At 46.6% G+C, this 19214-nt stretch carries 20 protein-coding genes and 1 pseudogene; 10 read left to right on the top strand and 11 right to left on the bottom strand.

Features of this window, described 5'->3' with window-relative positions:
- Positions 1 to 46: 46 nt before the first annotated feature.
- Entirely contained in the window at positions 47 to 1234 is a 1188-nt protein-coding gene (locus tag JCM23214_RS07175) for a branched-chain amino acid ABC transporter permease (protein WP_025898367.1), read from the top strand.
- Between the two features lie 135 nt (positions 1235 to 1369).
- Entirely contained in the window at positions 1370 to 1741 is a 372-nt protein-coding gene (locus tag JCM23214_RS07170) for a hypothetical protein (RefSeq protein ID WP_025898366.1), read from the top strand.
- On the opposite strand, the gene JCM23214_RS22245 is transcribed toward JCM23214_RS07170, so the two are convergent.
- Positions 1742 to 2488: a pentapeptide repeat-containing protein gene (locus JCM23214_RS22245; RefSeq protein ID WP_025898365.1), complete on the bottom strand. Its 747-nt coding sequence runs from the start codon at positions 2486 to 2488 to the stop codon at positions 1742 to 1744.
- A 153-nt stretch (positions 2489 to 2641) separates the two neighbouring features.
- Positions 2642 to 3247 (bottom strand): FMN-dependent NADH-azoreductase, encoded by a 606-nt coding sequence (locus JCM23214_RS07160; protein ID WP_025898364.1) that lies wholly within the window; start codon positions 3245 to 3247, stop codon positions 2642 to 2644.
- A 115-nt stretch (positions 3248 to 3362) separates the two neighbouring features.
- On the opposite strand from JCM23214_RS07160, the gene JCM23214_RS07155 reads away from it, so the two are divergent.
- On the top strand, positions 3363 to 4283 hold the full coding sequence (locus JCM23214_RS07155) for a LysR family transcriptional regulator (RefSeq protein WP_025898363.1): 921 nt from the start codon (positions 3363 to 3365) through the stop codon (positions 4281 to 4283).
- Between the two features lie 2 nt (positions 4284 to 4285).
- Here JCM23214_RS07155 and rimK read toward each other — a convergent pair whose 3' ends face one another.
- Both rimK and JCM23214_RS07145 read right to left on the bottom strand, forming a co-directional pair.
- Positions 4286 to 5686, bottom strand: coding sequence for a 30S ribosomal protein S6--L-glutamate ligase (gene rimK / locus JCM23214_RS07150; protein WP_025898362.1), 1401 nt, complete (start codon positions 5684 to 5686; stop codon positions 4286 to 4288).
- A gap of 137 nt (positions 5687 to 5823) precedes the next feature.
- Positions 5824 to 6312: a MarR family winged helix-turn-helix transcriptional regulator gene (locus JCM23214_RS07145; protein WP_025898361.1), complete on the bottom strand. Its 489-nt coding sequence runs from the start codon at positions 6310 to 6312 to the stop codon at positions 5824 to 5826.
- An 82-nt stretch (positions 6313 to 6394) separates the two neighbouring features.
- Between JCM23214_RS07145 and JCM23214_RS26575 the strand changes: the two are divergent.
- Together JCM23214_RS26575 and JCM23214_RS07135 are read left to right on the top strand one after the other, a co-directional pair.
- Positions 6395 to 7284, top strand: a pseudogene (locus JCM23214_RS26575) (EamA family transporter).
- Between the two features lie 10 nt (positions 7285 to 7294).
- Positions 7295 to 7933, top strand: a complete 639-nt coding sequence (locus JCM23214_RS07135) for an NAD(P)-dependent oxidoreductase (protein WP_025898360.1) — start codon at positions 7295 to 7297, stop codon at positions 7931 to 7933.
- Positions 7934 to 7963: 30 nt separating this feature from the next.
- Here the strand turns inward: JCM23214_RS07135 and JCM23214_RS07130 are convergent, their stop codons facing one another.
- Complete coding sequence (locus tag JCM23214_RS07130) at positions 7964 to 8449, bottom strand: PAS domain-containing protein (RefSeq protein WP_025898359.1); 486 nt, start codon at positions 8447 to 8449, stop codon at positions 7964 to 7966.
- A 172-nt stretch (positions 8450 to 8621) separates the two neighbouring features.
- A complete protein-coding gene (locus JCM23214_RS07120; RefSeq protein ID WP_025898358.1) occupies positions 8622 to 9281 on the bottom strand; it encodes a cation efflux transmembrane domain-containing protein in 660 nt (219 codons plus the stop codon).
- Between the two features lie 86 nt (positions 9282 to 9367).
- Between JCM23214_RS07120 and JCM23214_RS07115 the strand changes: the two genes are divergently transcribed.
- The 3 genes from JCM23214_RS07115 (at position 9368) to JCM23214_RS07105 (ending at position 11784) form a co-directional block, all read left to right on the top strand.
- Positions 9368 to 9778, top strand: coding sequence for a MerR family transcriptional regulator (locus JCM23214_RS07115; RefSeq protein ID WP_025898357.1), 411 nt, complete (start codon positions 9368 to 9370; stop codon positions 9776 to 9778).
- A 162-nt stretch (positions 9779 to 9940) separates the two neighbouring features.
- Positions 9941 to 10870 (top strand): bifunctional helix-turn-helix transcriptional regulator/GNAT family N-acetyltransferase, encoded by a 930-nt coding sequence (locus tag JCM23214_RS07110; RefSeq protein WP_025898356.1) that lies wholly within the window; start codon positions 9941 to 9943, stop codon positions 10868 to 10870.
- Positions 10867 to 11784 carry a DMT family transporter gene (locus tag JCM23214_RS07105; RefSeq protein WP_025898355.1) on the top strand — a complete coding sequence of 306 codons (918 nt, stop codon included), beginning with the start codon at positions 10867 to 10869 and terminating at the stop codon, positions 11782 to 11784. The genes JCM23214_RS07110 and JCM23214_RS07105 overlap by 4 nt, the downstream gene beginning before the upstream one ends.
- 24 nt (positions 11785 to 11808) lie before the next feature.
- Here the strand turns inward: JCM23214_RS07105 and JCM23214_RS07100 are convergent, their stop codons facing one another.
- The 3 genes from JCM23214_RS07100 to JCM23214_RS07090 form a co-directional block, all read right to left on the bottom strand.
- Entirely contained in the window at positions 11809 to 12954 is a 1146-nt protein-coding gene (locus JCM23214_RS07100) for a hypothetical protein (RefSeq protein ID WP_025898354.1), read from the bottom strand.
- Positions 12955 to 12972: 18 nt separating this feature from the next.
- Positions 12973 to 14547: a right-handed parallel beta-helix repeat-containing protein gene (locus JCM23214_RS07095; protein WP_025898353.1), complete on the bottom strand. Its 1575-nt coding sequence runs from the start codon at positions 14545 to 14547 to the stop codon at positions 12973 to 12975.
- A 139-nt stretch (positions 14548 to 14686) separates the two neighbouring features.
- Positions 14687 to 15127, bottom strand: a complete 441-nt coding sequence (locus JCM23214_RS07090; protein WP_025898352.1) for a winged helix-turn-helix transcriptional regulator — start codon at positions 15125 to 15127, stop codon at positions 14687 to 14689.
- Positions 15128 to 15233: 106 nt separating this feature from the next.
- Between JCM23214_RS07090 and JCM23214_RS07085 the strand changes: the two genes are divergently transcribed.
- Positions 15234 to 16646 (top strand): MATE family efflux transporter, encoded by a 1413-nt coding sequence (locus tag JCM23214_RS07085; protein WP_025898351.1) that lies wholly within the window; start codon positions 15234 to 15236, stop codon positions 16644 to 16646.
- On the opposite strand, the gene JCM23214_RS07080 is transcribed toward JCM23214_RS07085, so the two are convergent.
- A complete protein-coding gene (locus JCM23214_RS07080) occupies positions 16641 to 17255 on the bottom strand; it encodes a TetR/AcrR family transcriptional regulator (RefSeq protein WP_025898350.1) in 615 nt (204 codons plus the stop codon). The genes JCM23214_RS07085 and JCM23214_RS07080 overlap by 6 nt on opposite strands.
- 154 nt (positions 17256 to 17409) lie before the next feature.
- Here JCM23214_RS07080 and JCM23214_RS07075 point away from each other — a divergent pair, with 154 nt between their 5' ends.
- On the top strand, positions 17410 to 18039 hold the full coding sequence (locus JCM23214_RS07075; RefSeq protein WP_025898349.1) for a glutathione S-transferase family protein: 630 nt from the start codon (positions 17410 to 17412) through the stop codon (positions 18037 to 18039).
- Between the two features lie 57 nt (positions 18040 to 18096).
- Here JCM23214_RS07075 and JCM23214_RS19540 read toward each other — a convergent pair whose 3' ends face one another.
- Positions 18097 to 18864: an alpha/beta fold hydrolase gene (locus tag JCM23214_RS19540; RefSeq protein WP_084264611.1), complete on the bottom strand. Its 768-nt coding sequence runs from the start codon at positions 18862 to 18864 to the stop codon at positions 18097 to 18099.
- Positions 18865 to 19214: the final 350 nt, after the last annotated feature.

The following is a 19214-nucleotide window of genomic DNA, read 5'->3' as shown; positions in this document are numbered from 1 at the left end:
TCCGCTAGACTGGCTCTAAGGGAAAACAAACGACAATCAAAGACCTGTGCCGAAATCAGACCTCGCCTACATTCTTCTGTTTCTGATTATATTTGCGCTCTGCCCGTTTTTATTTCAGAACGGCTACGCCCATTTGACACTCATTCAAATGGGCATCGCAGTCATTTTTGCCATCTCTTACAATCAACTATTGGGCAAAGCAGGTTTGTTATCGCTAGGCCATGCAGTGTATTTTGGCTTTGGAGGATTTTTCTCGGTACATCTTATCAACAGTATAAGTAGCAGTGTGCTCTACATTCCAGCAATCCTTATTCCCTTTTTAGGGGGCTTGGCCGGAATGATCATGGCGGTTTTGCTCGGTAGTTTCACTACACGAAAAGGCGGCATCATGTTTGCGATGTTAAGCTTTGCTATCGCTGAACTTGTCCTTGCTTCCTCCACCGTGTTTGGACGCTATTATGGCGGCAGCATTGATCGAACGCTCATTCCTCCTTTTCCCTTTACCAGCCTGCAGTCAGACCTCGTCATCTTTTTTATAATACTGTTCTGGGTCGGAATTGCCTTGATTGCCGCGCGGCTGTTTAATGACAGCCCGCTGGGCCAAATGATTTATGCAGCCGGTCAAAATCCCGAGCGGGCTTCGTTTCTTGGATATTCAGATCATCGCCTTAAATTTCAGGCTTTTATTTTCTCAGGCTTTCTGGCGGGCATAGCTGGTAGCCTCTTTGCACTGGCTTACGAATTTGTCACACCAGAAATCATCAGCCTTCGACAATCCTGGATCATTCTTCAGATGGTTTTCATTGGTGGAATCGGATATTTCTGGGGGCCTCCGCTTGGAGCCATTTTACTAACCCTCCTGTTTTCGAACCTCAGTGCATATACAGAACTTTGGGGACTGTATATTGGCATCGTTTTTTTATGTGTCGTTCTCTTTTCCCCTGAAGGGATTGCAGGTATTTCTCACCAACTCTTCAAAACGCTTAGCAAAAATAACAAATCTCATTCTAAAAGACTGGCCATGATCAAAACCCTCGCCATTGCAACGGCTGCAATAGGACTGGTGGGCCTTTGTGAATTAACCTATTCCCTAAGATTTGGAGAGTCTAAAAACCCCTTGCTGTTTTTAAATTCCGAACTGATGAACGGGGTTATTTTCGGTAGTTTTTTAATTGGTGGGATTATTGTTTTCATGAAATCACGACAGAAGGTTACTCCATCTGATCTCCATTAAACTGGAGACGGAAAGCCCCAATTGGAAAATCGAATATCCAATATCGTAAATAAAAGCTTCGCCAGACGCCAAATTCACGTCATCTTTTTTTCACTTTATCAAATATCACAGATAATGGGTTAGTGAGGGGAACACATGCACGGTATTTCTTATTGGTTTATTGTTACAGCATCAATCTATGCCATACTTGGCATGGTCTGGGGCATTCAAATGTCTGCAAGCGAAGATCATACTCTTGCACCGGCACATGGCCATCTCAATCTGATTGGCTGGGTGAGCATGATGCTCTACGGCTTCTACTATCACTTGGTAAGCGCAGCCGCCAAGAGCCTGCTGGCGAAAGTTCATTTCTTAACAGCCACTGCAAGTATCCTCGTACTAACACCTGGTATCGCCATGGTCTTGCAAGGAGGATCACCCCTGCCGGCTAAGATCGGATCGATCCTGATCCTCGTCTCAGCCTTGATATTTGCCTTTATCGTGATCAGAAATCGAAAGGCAGCCTAGTTATTGCTGACAGCCGAGTGCCTGATGCAGGGTTTCCGGTGATATTTTGGCGCGTGATAGGTTAGCGCGCCAAAAATCTGTCGATTTCAATTGCACTTTTGACAAGTCCGCGCCAATTAAATTGGCTTCGGCTAACGAAGCATTTGTCAGATCAGCACCGGACAGATCGGCATTGCTTAGATCCGCGCCCGACATGTCCGCGCCTACTAGCACAGCACCGCGTAAACTCGCACCTGAAAGGTTGGCATTTGCCAAACTAACCATACTCAGGTTACGTCCAGCCAAATTGGCACCTTCCAGATCCTCACCAGACATGTCAGCTCGTTTTCCATCCGGCATCCCCTGCAACCAATGATGATGCACTGTCAAAATCTTAAGTATTTTGCGATTTCGAACTGCTGAGATTTCTTTCCATTCCCGCTCAACGACTGCCTTTTCAATAATCTTGGTATCAACCGGTAAGCGGGTTACACCCAATATCACATTCAAAACTCGGCGGGCATGCCTCATATCATAGGCTTTAAGCTCACCTGAAATAAGGCTCGCACCCGGGTAAAACCGAACTTCATAAACATAATCAACGAGTTCTGGCTGTTTAAGTTTCTCTAATGACGTTTTACGTTCCGCCTCTTGCAGGACAGCAAGCTCCGCAGCCAGCTCTTCTGCTGGTAAATGGGGGCGGTTATGTCCAAGATGCGGTGCCCCGCTGGACTGACTTTTGCTTTTAGTTGGGTTTTGCTGTCCCATAAACATACCTCCTTGAAGCGCTTCTCAAGAAAAACTCACGCCGATAGAAAAGAGTTTATGGTTTAAAGGTTTGACGTTTTATTAATAAATCAAGAATTTCTAAAATAATTCGGGGTAATTTCTGTAAAAATCACCCCGAATTCGATTTTTCACTTAGGCAGCGGCCAGAATTTGCAGCCGATCCTCAATCTGTTTTGCCGCGCGATCGCGACTTGCATCGTCAATATTCAGCCCCTCAGCATGTATATATTCAACATCATCAAGCCCCAGAAATCCAAGAATGGTGTCCAGATAAGGAGTAATTCCATCTTGCGCGGTGCCCTTGTAAAAGCCCCCGCTCGTCACAATGGCGTAAACTTTTTTTCCCTTCAAAAGCCCCTCCGGACCGGATTCTGTATATCGAAAGGTAATACCGGCCCGCGCTATATAATCAAACCAGCTTTTCAATTGCGACGGGATCGCAAAATTATACATCGGAATTCCAAGAACAATTATGTCGGCGTCTTGCACATCTGCAATCAAGCTATTTGACAGATTTAATGCCTCACGCTGCACATCGTTAAGCTCCTCCGCGCCAAGGTTAAAGCTCGCAAGTCTCTCGCTATCCAAATGCGGCACGGGATTTCTTTCAAGATCTCTTGTTACCAGCTTAGCGTCGCTGTGATTACTAAGCAGTTGATCAACCACACGTTTACTGATCGCGGTTGATTGACTTCCATCACCAAGAATACTGGATGTAATTTGTAAAATCTGTGTCATGTCAGATACCTCATCAATTGAGTTGTGCGTCTGACAATTGAAATAATATCTGACTTTTAGATTTTAAAACGATATTATTTGATCATATTGATCAACTTTTTCGATAGGAATTGCAATGGGATCCCCGAAAGTCAGCCTTGAACAATGGCGCATCCTGCACACAATTATCTCCGAAGGTGGCTTTGCCCAAGCCGCAAAAAAACTAAATAAAAGCCAGAGTTCGATCAGCTACGCCATTGCCCGGATGCAAGAACAGCTCGGCATGGAAATTCTGACTCTAAATGGCAGAAAAGCTGAACTTACAGAGGCTGGTCAGCTCCTCCTGCGTCGCTCAAAAACCTTGCTAAGCGAAGCGGAATGTCTGGAGGCTGCTGCACATGCTTTAAACAGTGGATGGGAGCCTGAAATTTCCATTGCCATGGAAATTCTTTTTCCCCCTGAATTGCTGATGCAAGCATTGGAGAAACTCGCAAAAGATGCTCCTCACACACGAGTGGAAATCATTGAAAGTGTGATGTCCGGCACAAGCGAATTGGTCGATCAAAAAGCAGTGGACATGGCGATCTGCAGCCAGCTAACACCTGGCACAAACGGCATGCCGCTGCTGGATGTGGAATTTGCACTTGTCGCCTCGCCTACCCATCCGTTGGCATGCCAGCAAGAACCCGTCACTTTCTCCCAGCTGGGGCAGCACCGACAAATTATAATCAGGGACACTGGTGCACAGCGAAAAGGAGTGGGCGGTTGGCAAAAAGCTGAACAAAGATGGACATTCAGCAGTTTTGCAACAGCAAAATCTGCACTCATAAACGGTTATGGGTTTTCCTGGTCCCCTATTCCCTTAATTGAAGAAGAACTAAATAAAGGCCTGATAGTACCACTGCAGCTTCAACCGGAAAGCGGCCGCCGCACCACCCTCTACCTCACCTATCCAGAAGCGGAAACCCTCGGCCCCGCTGTCAAGAAACTGGAAGGATACCTGCTCGAAGCGGTTGAAACCTATCACCTAAATTCAGCAAGCAACAACGGCACGTGATGCTAATATTTTCTGCGCGCAACCGATCCGCTTCGACGGCGATGAATTGCCCGCTCCACATACTCAATAACCTGTCCGGCAATGTTGATACCGGTGACGGTCTCTACGCCCTCCAAGCCTGGTGACGAATTTACCTCCAGAACCTTTGGTCCATCATTTGATCGAAGCAAATCAACGCCAGCAAAACGAAGACCCAAGGACTTCGCTGCCTTCACAGCTGCTGCTCGTTCCTGTGCTGTAATTTTAACGGCGGATGCTGAACCACCCTGATGCAAATTGGATCGGAATTCGCCCTCTTCGGCCTGCCGTTTCATGGCAGCGACCACTTTGTTACCAATTACAACGCAGCGTACATCTGCTCCTTTGCTCTCAGCAATAAATTCCTGAACCAATATATTGGCTTTCAATCCCCGGAACGCCTGAATAACTGACTCCGCCGCCTTCTGGGTTTCAGCCAGAACAACACCCCTGCCCTGCGTTCCTTCCAGAAGTTTTAGCACCAGCGGTGCTTTTCCAACTGATTTCAACATGTCCCGAACGTCGGAAGGGGAGTGGGCAAACCCGGTCACCGGCATGCCAATACCTTCTCGCGCCAAAATCTGATGAGCAAACAATTTATCTCGCGAGGCACCAATTGCCTCCGCCGAGTTCAATGTATACGCCCCCATCATTTCAAACTGGCGAACAATCGCCATACCATAAAAAGTGATGGACGCCCCTACACGCGGGATTATCGCGTCATATTCCGGCAAGGAGACGCCCTGATAATGAATGTCCGGCTTTTTCGACGTGATATTCATGTAGCAGCGGGTCGTATTAATTACATCGACAGAATGCCCGCGGCTGACAGCAGCGTCGACAAGTCGGGAAGTAGAATAATTTTCTGGCTCCCGGCTAAGAACCGCGATTTTCAGTTTTCGGCTCTGACCATCCTCTTTATCAATTTCATCATAGAGGGTGGTGGAAAGTTCGCCGCATAACATAGACCTGTCTGGATCAACCACGATGCGGCCCGACATTGTTGAACGCCCCATCAACATCCGATACTGCATATCTTCGCGGTTGGTCAATGACAGCTCAATTGGCCATTCCTGACCAGCTAACCGGATAGGTGTGCGCACAATGTAACGCTCCTCCGCATCACCATTACTGCTAACAATATTACGTTTTCCCACCACCTGAGAATCGCATTCTATTTCCACCTCTGGGCGATCAGGCAACGGATGCACGACATACTTAACGCGCTCAACACCATCTTTTTCATATGCCCGAATATTGACAGCGTGAAGAGCGGACGTTTGCGCACCGGTGTCTACTTTCGCCAAAATCGCGACCAGACCCAATTCAGGCAAGGAAACCCACTCATCCCATCCGACCATAATAGACTGATATTTTTGTGCCATAACCGATCCCCTGTTTCTGATCCGCGTCATCTTATTTGCGAAAAGCTCCCTCTACAGATTGTTATCACAAAAGGGAAGCGGCTTTTACGTTAGATACAACAAATAAGACCAGACACCTGTGCCAAAAAGATGACAGTTCATTCAGCCTCAAAATGCGCGAGAAATTTTTTCAACAACTCATTCAGCTGCAACGCCTCATCGGGCGTAAGCCCTTCAACAAGCTTTTGTTGAGTTTTCACGTGCTCACCAACCACTCTTTCAATAAGATCAAACCCCTTATCGGTCAGCGAAATGACAAAGCTGCGGGCGTCCTCTCTGTTTTTGACTCTGGCGACAAGGCCCGCTTTTACCAGTTGATCAATTCTGTTGGTCATCGTGCCGGATGTGACCATGGTGGCTTTTATCAATTCACCCGGAGAAAGAGCATAAGGCTGACCTGAACGACGCAATGTGGCCAAAACATCAAAGCTGGCGCCATTAAGGCCATAATCAGCAAATGTCTTTCCCATCGCATCACGCAAATGATTAGTGATCCGGCCAAAACGACCAACGATCTCCATCGCCCCAACATCAAGGTCAGGTCGTTCTGTATTCCACTGCTTAGCAATCTTGTCTACGTGATCCATGTCACAAAATTTAGCTAGAAATTATCTTGACGTCAAGATTTATATATTTATCTTGATGTCAAGATATTAGAAGAGATCACCAATGAACCGCGTTTCTGACGTACTGCTAACCGCTCTTGCCCCTGCGATCTGGGGAAGCACCTACTATGTGACTACAGAATTTCTTCCAGACGGATATCCGATCACGGTATCTTTGCTGAGGGCACTACCTGCCGGCCTTTTGCTCTTGCTGATTGTCCGTAAATTGCCAGCGGGGATCTGGTGGCACAGGGTATTTATATTGGGGGCCCTCAACTTCACATTATTTTGGTCATTCTTATTTCTTGCTGCCTACAAGTTGCCGGGCGGTGTTGCTGCAACAGTTGGTGCCGTTCAACCATTGATTGTCATTTTTCTATCTCGGCTCGTCATCGGCACGCCTGTTCTGTTTTTCTCCGTTCTCGGCGCGTTGATCGGATTGGCGGGCGTGGCCACGCTCATCCTTTCACCTGATGCGAGCCTGGATTATGTAGCGTATTAGCCGGCATTGCGGGCGCACTCTCCATGGCAGCAGGTACAGTTCTGAGCCGTAAATGGAGCCCGCCGGTATCTTTGTTGACATTTACCTCCTGGCAACTGACAGCGGGTGGCATCCTGCTTATTCCGCTCACGCTCTTGTTAGAGCCCGAATTCCCGACCCTTGATGGAACCAACCTGCTGGGTCTTGTCTATCTTGGCCTAATCGGAGCCGCTTTCACTTATATTCTCTGGTTTCGCGGGATCGCAAAAATTGACCCAACACTAATCTCTACTCTTGGTTTTCTGAGCCCGACCACCGCTGTGGTTCTGGGATGGGCTGCCCTCGACGAAACCCTAAGCTTAATGCAGCTATTCGCAATCTTTCTGGTGCTATTCAGCATCTTGCTAAGCCAGCAGGCACCACGTCTGCAATCCTTGAAACTAAAACCCTTTTCTTTAACCCCCCTTAAATAGGAAACTAAAAATGAATATTCTTGTCTTTGGCGCGAACGGCGATGTCGGCAGTCGAGTTGTAAACGAAGCCCTTAGCCGCAACCACTCAGTTCACGCTGTCATCCGGAACAAAGATCAAATCAGCAAGCTGCCCGAAAATGTGACAGCCATAGTGACCGAAGTATCTGATGATGCGGATCTTGTCCCTGTGATGGAACAAGCAGATACGGTTATAAGCGCATTACGACCACCACGCGGATCCGAACCAATGCTTGTACCGCTTACTCGTAAAATCCTGAGTTCTGCAAGACTGGCCAACACCCCTATTGTTGTGGTTGGAGGGGCCGCAATCCTGAAAATTCCCGGCAAGACGACAACAGTCTTGACCGAACCCGGATTTTTACCATCGGATGTCGTACCCATCGCCACAGCGTGCCAGCAGCAATCATTACTATTTGAAGATTATGATGACATGGCATGGTCCTATTTGTGTCCCCCAGCCATGTTGCTAAGAGGTACGCGCACAGGAGAATATCGCTTGGGCAGTGATACACTGGTTACTGACAAGGACGGTATTTCTCAAATCAGTATGGAAGATTTCGCGGTGGCCCTTGTGGATGAAGCAGAACAAAAGCGCCATAATAAACGTTTCTTTACTGTTGCATACTAACCGGTCAAGGGCTTCCTAATTCAGGAAGCCCTATTCCCGCCCATAGGATATTGTACTGATAATTATATCGACTGTTTCACCGTCACTGGCGAAGGGTAGCAACACCCATTCCACCGACTTGAAATCCAGATTATACCGAAGTGCGCCTTGTCCAAAATAATGGGCAGGGAGCCCTGTATCAGCCACCTCCCGCCGTTGCTTGTATCCTTGCGCCGTCTCGTAATTGGGAAAGACTTCATCAAAATATTTGCGTGTAAAATCTTTCCCAAAAGCGCTATTTACTGCAGTTCCCACCAATCGCATGCGCAAGCGAAATGGGTTGCGTTCCACATCAGTCATTGTCACATAGGGTAAAAGCTTTGGAATATGAATGGGGTCCAGATCATTGCGGGCGGGCAAATGCGTTTTAGGATGAATTTCTAACCAGTATTCAAGCAGTCCTTTCAATTGCCACTGGGTAACAGTTTCAAGCAGGGACTTCGCTTTCAAGTAACTTTCATGTACTGGCTGGTCCACTTTTAACCCACTCAAGTGTCTGTCACATATTTATTTGCCAGCAATAAACCGTCTATTATTCACAGCTCAAGCCAGACATTTATTTCGACTATCCTAAACTGAATGTAATCCAAATCGCAATATGAATTAGAAGTCTCTAACTTTAAATCTATACTTAGCTCGCCCTGCGACATTAACTTATTGCAGCAGTTTCCGATCTATATTCCCTGACGGCTTGAACAAGTATAAGCTGCGATGACCTTAAAAATAGCGCAGCCATAATTCCAGCAACGATCAAATCAGGCCAAGCCGAAGCGGTCAACCAAACCAGTCCGCTCGCCACCATTACTGCTACATTTCCAATGGCATCATTGCGTGAACACAACCAGACAGAGCGAACATTTGCATCACCATCTTTATACCGCACCAGCAACAATACACTGGTTAAGTTGGCCAACAACGCAAGAAGCCCAATTCCCCCCATAATTTCTGCTTGCGGAACACCCAAGACAAACACCTGATACAGAGTTGAAGCAAGAACCCAAACTCCCATCACAAAAAGGCTAGCACCCTTCACAAGAGCTGCCACTGATCGCGCTTTCAAACTCATCCCAATAACAGCAAGACTGAGGCCATAGGTGCAGGCATCCCCCAGAAAATCAAGCGCGTCCGCTTGCAAAGCCTGAGAGCCGGCTAGTTTTCCCGCCAGCATTTCAATGCCAAACATGCCGGCATTTATCACAATTACTATCCACAAAATTCGTTTGTAGGAAGCATTCATACCATCAAATTTCGGGTTCCCCGCGCACCCGCATCCGTGATCGGCATTCTGCCCTTTTGTTACAATCGTCATATTACCGGCTTTCTGGTTTAAGCTTTAAAAATCTCGACTGTCTCTTATATAGTTCCTCTAGTAACTAGAGGTTCAAGGAAAATTTTATGTATTCAATCGGTGAACTTTCAAAACGGACGGGAGTTAAAATCCCTACAATTCGATATTACGAGGATATGGGCCTTCTTGAACAACCGATCCGCTCTCAAGGTAATCAGAGAAGATACTCAGAAGATGGCTTAAAACAACTCTCTTTCATTCGCCACTCCCGCGAGCTGGGCTTTTCAATCGAAGATATAAAAGAGCTGCTGGAATTAAGCCAGCATCCCGAATATCCGTGTGCAGATGCCCATGCGATCGCCACCCGACATCTCGAAGAAGTGCGCGAAAGGGAACGAAAATTACGTAAACTAAAAAAGGAGCTTCTTCGCATTACTAAATGTAATGCAGACAGTATCTCAGAATGCGCAGTTATCGAAACTCTTGCAGATCACGAGCAATGCGTGACCGAGCATTAACCTCCGCCTGTACCTCTAGAAGTGAGACAATCTCACTCAAGGCGGTGCAGTTAGACCATTCAAGTATATCGACTTTTTCTCCTGCGCTCCCCCACTTTTTTTATTTAATTGCTTTTGGCAATCAATTAAATAAAATAAAGCAACTAAATAGAAGAGGGTACCATGCTTGAGGAACAGCTTATTCAGCGCAGCGCATATATGCGCCAATTCACCCGCTTCTATACTCAAAAAGCAGGAGTTTTGGATGAAGCGTTACTCGGCAGTCCATATAATCTGACAGAGGCGCGTCTGATCTACGAACTTGCCCAACGAAACACAACCACAGCACAAGAATTGTGCTCTGAACTTAATCTTGATCCAGGCTACATAAGTCGCTGCCTGAACAAATTTCAGAAAAAAGGACTGATCCTCAAGACCATAAGTGAAGAAGATCGGCGAAAACACACACTCAGCCTAACGGATCAAGGGTTGAAAGAATTTGCAAAGCTGGACCGCAAATCGTCTGCTCTTTTCCAAAACATCTTAAGTGATCTGTCAGAAACTAATCAGCAACGATTGGTTAGCGCGATGGAGGAAATCGAAAAGCTGCTTAACCAGTCAGGACAATCGACTGCCCCTGTCATCCTCAGACCGCATGGCGCCGGTGATATGGGCTGGATTATCCAGGCTCACGGTGAAATTTATTCAAAAGAATACGGTTGGTCTTTGGAATTTGAACAGCTCGTCGCGCAAATAGCAGCCGACTTCCTTAAAAATTTTAATCCAGAGCGTGAAATCTGTTGGATTGCTGAACTGGCTGGACAACGTATTGGCTCCGCAATGGTTGTCGAAGAAAACGCACAAACAGCGAAACTACGTTTGGTCATTTTAGACCCCATCGCTCGCGGAAGAGGGGTCGGTAAAAATCTTGTAGAACAATGCCTGAATTTTGCGCGCCAAGCTGGCTATTCGCAAATGAGCCTTTGGACAAACAGTAATCTTCACGCCGCGATTGCCATATACAAAAAACTTGGATTTAAACTTCAGTCAGAGGAAAAACACCACAGTTTTGGTAAGGATTTAGTTGGTCAGCATTGGAGCCGTCCCCTGTGACCTCCCTCCTTCAGATCCTCGCAGTCCTTTCTGCTATGACTTCAGGTATAATTGTAGGCATTGCAGTCGTACTTTCCCGTTTTATCCTAACTGAAGGAACTCCAGAGACACTGGCACTTTTAAGATATGCTATCGGTGTCCTCTGCATGTTGCCCATTGCAATTTTCTCATACAGGATGCGCTTTCAGCTTAAAGATATCCTGCCCATCGCTATTCTTGGAACCTTTCAGTTCGCTATCCTTATCCTGCTGTTAAATCACTCCCTCAATTTCATTAGTGCCGCACGCGCTGCATTAATTTTTTCAACCTTGCCCCTTCAAACCATGATCATTGCCTTTTTACTCGGCAAAGAAAGACTTCGTCCTCAGAAGATAATCGGCATAGGCATGACATTTATGGGCTTAACCATTGCAGAATGGCCCAACCTGACCGGCAGCTTGGCAGGGCAGGACCATTGGATCGGAGTTTTACTTGCCGCCTCGAGCGCATTATGCGGGGCTTTGTGCAGCATTTATTACAAACCATATGTTAATCGTTACCCGACGACCTCAGTCAGCACATTTGCGATGTTTGCTTCCGTCGTGTTTCTGTTTTTCTATACGCTCCCAAGCGATGTATTCTGGCAAATTGCCAATTATTCCGACGATATTTGGCTCGCAATAATTGCAGTGGGTATTTCAAGTGCGATTGGGTATTTCACTTGGTTATGGAGCCTCAAACATATTTCCGCAACGACTGTAACAATGTTTCTGTGTCTAGGCCCCGTGACCGCTGCAATCCTTGGCGCTGCCTTTTTGGCGGAACCGGTAACGCTTAGCTTCGTCAGTGGCCTGATTGTCGTGATCGTTGGCCTTGTGACTGCTTTGTCAAGCAAGGGCAATAATAACTTTCAATCCAAAATTCCTGTAGACTGAAAAATCACCCAGCCTGTTTAGCTCTTAAAAATGATCACGCGGCGATAAATTCAACGAAACAGGCCTGTGATCTCCTGCGGCTCCCTTGCCGAATGCACTTTCCACTTCTTCGAAGGCTAAATGTTCAACTTTGCCTGCTCCGGATTTTGCTGCAAGTGATCCTGTACCACCGTGTGTAAATGCCTGCGTAAAAAGGATGTGATCCAACAGAATATGAGGACTTCTCGCCGGATCAATCTTATCCTCAAAAACACAGGTCCACCGTAAATGCTGCGGATAATCAAAAAGCGCATGATTTAGAAATTGGCGAGCAAGAAACACATCCCCTTGCAAATTGGAAATCAAATCATGAAGTAGATATTCTCGCTCCAGCAACTCTTTTCCCGGCCCATCATTTAAATCCCCCAGAACAATTATGGAAGGGTCACTTTCCTGCTGAAACCTCTGGTCAATATATGCACGAATATTGCTCGCCTCAGAACTTAGCTTCACTCTCGCAGCATGCGCTTTCGCTAAATATTTCTGCACAGATTTAACCTTCGAATAGTCTTCGAAATCTTCTTCTGCTTTACGCTTTCTGGGACTGGAGCCAGTAAACTTACTCTTAAGATGCGCACCAATAATTTCATGCCGCGCCCCTGCTACTTCGAAAACAAGAGTTTGAGGGTGCCGGTAATAGGAATGCTCATCACGTGTGGAAACCGGAACATCTTTTACGTCCCCAAAATCCTTTAACCTGGGAATGGAAATATTCCACCGACCATCATCTTTGATAGTCTCAGAAGACCGCGCAGCAAAATTCTGCCAAACATTAACGCTCAACAATCGAGGGGAGATCTTATCTGCTAGGTTCTTCTTAACCAGAAACCACAACCACTGAATTCCGTTTACTGCATATTGATGATCTGCATCATGCCTGATCAGTTCATAGCTAGGAAAATGCTGATCAACGAGCTTTTGCATATGCAAATTGCCCTTTGGCCCCTCACAGAGAAACAGGATATCGGGGTTCATTTTGGTAACCAGCAGCTTGGCTGCATCAAGGCGTTTTTTACCAACGGCGAGCGAAGGGGCCTTTTTTAGTCCTACATTCTGTCCTGAAGTATATTTACCGGATACAACCCCCCAATAAATTTCCAGCCATTCAGCATTCCAAGTTGTAACTTTCATAACGCCCCCTCCCGTATGTTAATCGACATCAACGACTTCCAACACCTCTTCTTCCGTCATCTGATAAAATGGAAGCGCGATGGCACGCCCCTGTTCCTGATACGCCCCAATGTGCGCAGCCCCTTCGAACTGCCAGCTTTTCCAACTCTCCTGCCCCGGTGGTAAGTCAGTTTTTTTGACCAGAGTAAAAACAGGCACCTGATTTCGAAGCTTACTTTCATTACAAAGGCTCAAATCCCCCGCAACCGGCTTTTCAAAACCTAAATCACCTAACACCTTTCCATTTTGCTCCTGCCCGGCAGCACTAAGAATTTCTCCAAAGTCCTTATTGCTTGCATCGCCATCAAAAAGCACTGTTTCATCCCACGGAAGTGGATTTTCATCTGCATCCACTGGAAATGCCCGTAAAAACTCTCGCCCCGGTCGGCATGTACACCGCTCATGATCAGATGGACTACAAAACTGGACAGCGTTTCCCCGATGATACAGGTTTTTAGATCGGGCGCGTTTTATCAGATAAGTTCTGGAATAAATGCTGTTGTGAAAGATATGAACTGGTAAATCCGGCATTGGCCCTTTGCGGCGCAGTTTGTAAATTTTGCCACCCCGATTATCCTGATAGTCTGCACCTCCACGCTCATCAAACCACAATCGATTTCCATAAATATACAAATACCCTCCATAGAAATCGTGGATGGAAAAAGCCGCATGGGCATTCTTGATCACATTGTCATGTATGTGCCAATTCAAGAGGGTTGTTTCGGGCTCAACCGCGTTATCTCGAATATTTTCAAACTGATTGTTGTAGATACGTGCATTTACGTTAAAGCGCCCGTAAACCTTGCTTTTCTCTTTGGAGCTGGTGGAAAAGCGAATGCCATTATAGGCATTGCGGATGACATTACCGTGCACCAGTAAATTACCGCGAACATCTACTCCGCCGACAAGTGCCCCATTATAATAGGCATAGCGGCCATGGTGACTTTCCTCCCAATCGATGGCAGACCATAATGTGGCGGTCGGATCCTGAACCCAATGGCAACCTTCAACCAAAATATCAGATGCATCGGGCCCTCGAATAAACATCAGATATGACCCATCCTGTCCCGACACTTCCTTCATCGAGACGTGAGAGCTGTTTTCAGCATAAAGAAACGAAGGCCAACAACTCTCCACTTTCACATGAGAGACACATATATGGGCGCAATTCTTGAGCTTAATAAACGCATAGTCGCTCCAGTCCGGTAATTGCGGATAAATGGAGCCCGCTGCATTCGTTCCGCATATATGCGTAAGCTTTTCTCCCTCAGCACCCAACGATCCCTCGATAACAATGGGTTTATCAGCACTTCCTCTCTTATTTACAAACTCGACCGCCCTGTAATACTTACCGGGTAATAATTTGATGCGATCACCTGCTTCCGCCTGTGATGCGGCTTCTGCAAACGAAAGGGTCAAATGCACTTTACCCTTATAAAGACGGGCATCGCCCCGCGGCGTCACCAATAAGGTGCGCAAATTTGTATCATCGGATTGTATGATAGCTGGCGCAAAAGTTGGCGGAGGTTTTTCCAATACGTCACAGTCGGTCATTGAGGGCTCCCTTTATAGGCACACAGAACGCTATGAGTATCGGAACAATTTTAGTGTAATAATATCATATTATAGCATAACAATTACATAAATTCTACTTTTAAATGTAAACAACAAAGCAATTGGAGTCCTGCATCAGTTAGATGCGAGTTCGAATTTCATACTCACCGCGACGAAGTTCCTCATCACAATGAGAACAGGTAATTTTAGGACTGACCTCATGTGCGCATTTATGGTGGTAAATATATTTGGGGGGCAATCCATCCTGTTTATACTTATCACCCCACTCCAGCATCGTCAGCAAAACCGGCCGCAGATCATACCCTTTCGCTGTTAGGATATAATCAAAACGTCGCGCATGTTCCGGATCGGATCGCTTTTCCAGAATCCCCTCTTCAACCAACTGCTTTAGTCGATCAGACAATACTGCCCGAGGAATACCCAGACGTTTTTCAAATTGGTCAAATCTGGACACATCCCGAAAACATTCCCGCAGAATGAGGACAGTCCAACGTTCTCCAATGACAGCAAGCGTTCGTGCGATCGAGCAAGGTTCTGCGTTCAGTTGTTGCCATTTCATAATGTCACCCGTGACGGATATTACAGTTATCTCATAATTATATATTGACAAGTTCAAAAAATGAACCTTATTTTTAAGTTCAAAATATGAACCTGAAAGAATAATAATGACAGCTCTGGATCAATCGCCCTCCTCCTCGGCAGCGGCCAAACCCGCTGAGGCCTCCCCTTTTGCAAATTTCATAAACGGCCCAATTCTTCCCACGCTTTTGAAACTGGCTGCCCCAAATGTGGTCGCCTTCATCGTTATGTCCGCGGTTGCCATCGCCGAAATGTGGTATGTGGGTCAATTGGGAACTGCCGCACTCGCCGGATTTGCTGTGGTATTTCCCTTAGTCATGCTCATGACGATGTTAAGTGCTGGCTCTATTGGCGGTGTAATCGCAGCCGCAACCGCGCGTGCGCTGGGTGCGGGTGATACTCGACTTGCCAATCGAATTGTCTGGCATTCCATGGCTATCGCTCTGTTGTTCACCATTCTTTTCGGCGTTATCGAACATATTTGGGGCGCTGAAATTGCTAGCTTCATCGGCGCTGAAGGCGACAGCTTGACCGAAGCCCTCTCCTACTCAAGTGTAGCCTTTGGCGGTATGGCGTCAGTATGGTTCCTTAATATTTTCAGCAGCCTCTTACGAGGGACTGGTGATATGAAAACGCCTGCCATTGCAATGGTGTTTTCTGCAATTTTACAAATATTCATCAGTGGCGCACTATCTCTGGGCTGGTTTGGACTTCCTGCACTTGGGATTGCCGGTATTGGTTGGGGACTGGTTCTGTCCATGTTGGTTGGGTGCGTTCTCACCTTTGCGAAACTGGCATCAGGAAATAACGGCATCCGATTTTCCACAAGCGATCTAACCTTTGATGCAGTACTCCTTGGTAATCTGATCCGCGTTGGCGGTACTGCCGCAATTAACCCGTTCATTTCCGTATCATCGGTCGTGCTCCTGACAACACTGGTCAGCCGTTTTGGGCAGGATGCGATAGCGGGTTATGGCATCGGTGCGCGGCTGGAATTCATAATGATCCCAATTGTATTCGGCCTTGGTGCAGCGTTGATTTCGATGGTCGGCACCAATATTGGCGCGGGCAAAGTCAGCCGCGCTGTCACGATCGGCTGGACAGGTGCCTTTGTAGCGGCAGGTGTTTGCGGGTTAATCGGCATTATCATTGCGCTTTTTCCCAGCCTGTGGGTAGGTATTTTCACAGACCACCCCGACGTTACCTTCGCTGCGACAGAATATCTGGTATATGTAGGTCCCGCCTACATTTTCTTCGGACTTGGCTTATCCCTATACTTCGCCTCCCAGGGAGCACACGCGGTTTTCTGGCCAATGTGTGCAAGCCTCGTCCGGCTTTTTGTGGCCGTGGGCATAGGCGGATACATTATATCCACCTACGAGCTGGGATACACAGAGCTCTTATATTTTGTATCAGGAAGCCTGTGCCTGTTTGGAATAATTCCCGCATTAGCCCTGTTGCTCGGAGCCTGGCAACGCGCCAATCCCGGCGGATCATGAGAAAGATTTTGTAGCAAATTCTTTGGTGATCAAGTCAACCACGTAAAACGCTTGCCGGGTCAGCTCCTGTTTACTGAACCCGGCACGCGCACGCAGACTAATTCCGAACACTTCATTTACGATAAGTCCACTTAGACGCCGAACATCCGTGCCTTTGGCAATCTCACCTCCCTCAATGGCCTTAAAGAGGCGAGAGGCCACCACCTTGTCGGACTCGGTAAATATTCGATCATACAGGGTCTTGAACGCTGGGCTTTCATCCACTGCCTCGGGAAGAGAGCACGCGACGATACATCCTCCAACCTCACTTTTCGTGATGATGTCAATCTGCGTCTCAAACAAGTTGTGCAAATCCGCATCAAGCCCCTTCATACCAAAAAGCGCATCACGAAATCTCTTGCCCGCATCAGCCCAATAATACTCCACTGATGCAACAAAAAGGTCCTGCTTATTACCAAAAGCTCCATATAAACTCGGTCGGTTCATGTTGGTAGCGTGGGTCAGGTCATCCAACGAAGCGCCGTGAAATCCTTTCAGACGAAACACCTCCAGCAAAGAGGCAAGCGCTGCCTCTTCATCAAATTTTCGGGGCCTCCCCCTGGCTGACATTTTTCGAGACTGATTTTCCAATTCCCTAAAAACCTATTTCTTTCAACTAATTGACAGCTCAATTTTATCATTTTTTTACTGAACAGTAAAATTTTATTTGCCTCACCTCCAATATTGTACTATTTGGTATAAAAATAAACTGAGGAGGTTTGTTATGAAATTATTTTTTCGTCCACTCGCATGCTCTCTCGCTTGCAGAATTGCGGCTATCGAAGGAAAACTGGATCTGGATTTTGTTGAAGTTGAACTGTTTGGCACAAAGCTTGCCAATTCGGATCAATCTTTTCTAGAAATATCCGACAAAGGAAAAGTCGCGACACTACAACTTGAAAATGGGGTATTGCTAACTGAAAATGCAGCCATATTGCAGTATCTAGCGGATGCATCGCTGCAAAGGAATTTGGCACCCGCACCAGATTCTGAATTGCGCTATCGCTTGCAAGAAGCACTCAGCTTTGTGGGCAGCGAGTTACATAAAGGTATACTATACCCTCTCTTCCAGCAGGACACACCAGAACAAACGAAAGCTCATGTCCGTTTAAAAGCACCCCGCATACTTGATCAACTGGATGGGATGCTAAATGACCGCGACTGGATACTGGGTGCTGATTTCAGTGTCGCGGACTGTTATCTAATCTGGGCGATATATTTGCTGAAATTAAGCGGTTTTGAACTGTCACAAAACATAAAGGATTATTATAAGCGCGCTAAAGCTCGCCCATCAGTACAGCAAGCTATGGAAATTGAACTTTCTCTATATCAGGAGCAAATGAAAGCAGCTTGATAATCTATTCGAAGTTCATCAACTAGCCGTATCGAACTTGAATTTTCTTAACTGAGGTTACTGAACGGCAACGCGCACGTAATCCCAAAAGCCTCTTGGGTCTTCAACAAACGGATAATGTCCCCGCCGTTTCAAGACGTGAACAGGTCCGCCAAGAGTCTCCATACCTTTTGGGGATGCTACCGGATCCTGATCCCCACAGGATAAATGTATCGGAGCATCTCCCATTTTAGCCAGCGCTTCAAAGTTAATTGGATTGATATCATTAACCTTTGGATCAGATGCCAACCGAAACGAGCCGCCCTCCTGAAGAATACCGACGGCGGCTTCACTAGAACCCAGATCTATTAAACCGATCAATCCTGAAACTTTCAGATACCGCTCTATCGCGGCAGATCGGTTGGCAAACCACTTGACCGGAGAGCTCGCGAATTGCTTGCCTCGCTCGTAATCTTCTTCACGCCACTCCGTTTTAATACCAACAGCAAAACAGTCTTTTACATTTAAACCATATAGACCGCTATTTAGTGCAAGGGCGACTACCCCTCCAAGTGAATGACCAATTACTATGATTTCTCGCTCATGCGGTAATATAGCTGCGATACCCGACGCGTAATCTCCGATAGAATAATGCTCTTGATGGGATGATCTGCCATGCCCCGCCAGATCGATGGTCATCCAGCCTCCTCGCCAGTCGCTTTCAAGGATAGGCAGCACCCTGTTCCAGACGGTCGCATTTGCCCCAAGACCATGGATAAAAACTATCAAGGGTCCTTCTTCTGATCCGCCCGCGCTACTCCAAAGATGAGCTTTCAATTGCTTCATGCTTCTCTCTTCGATCCGAAAACTGTCATATACTTTAAAAGGTTAGATTTAATTCTCAAAAATGAATATAAAAGACTGGATTTTGTGACTATCAACCGCTCACCGATCATCAGTCAAGTTACTCTGACCATTCAGCACTCATTTTTGTTTGACACTGCACCTACAGAAATAACTTTGGGGTCGCCAAAAAAAATGCGAGCCGATTTTTAAAAAAATGCAAAAAAAATTTCTCGCAGCTCTTGAATGAAAGAAAACCGTTCACATATTTTGCACGTCGGGGGCACTAATGCACCGACATCTCTCTATATTTTGGAATTTTGGTTGTGATTGCATTGCTTGTTAGGAGGATG

Source organism: Sneathiella glossodoripedis JCM 23214 (genome assembly GCF_000616095.1).
GTDB lineage: Bacteria > Pseudomonadota > Alphaproteobacteria > Sneathiellales > Sneathiellaceae > Sneathiella > Sneathiella glossodoripedis.
Note: the sequence above shows the minus strand (reverse complement) of the source record. Positions and strands in the feature narration are given on the sequence as shown.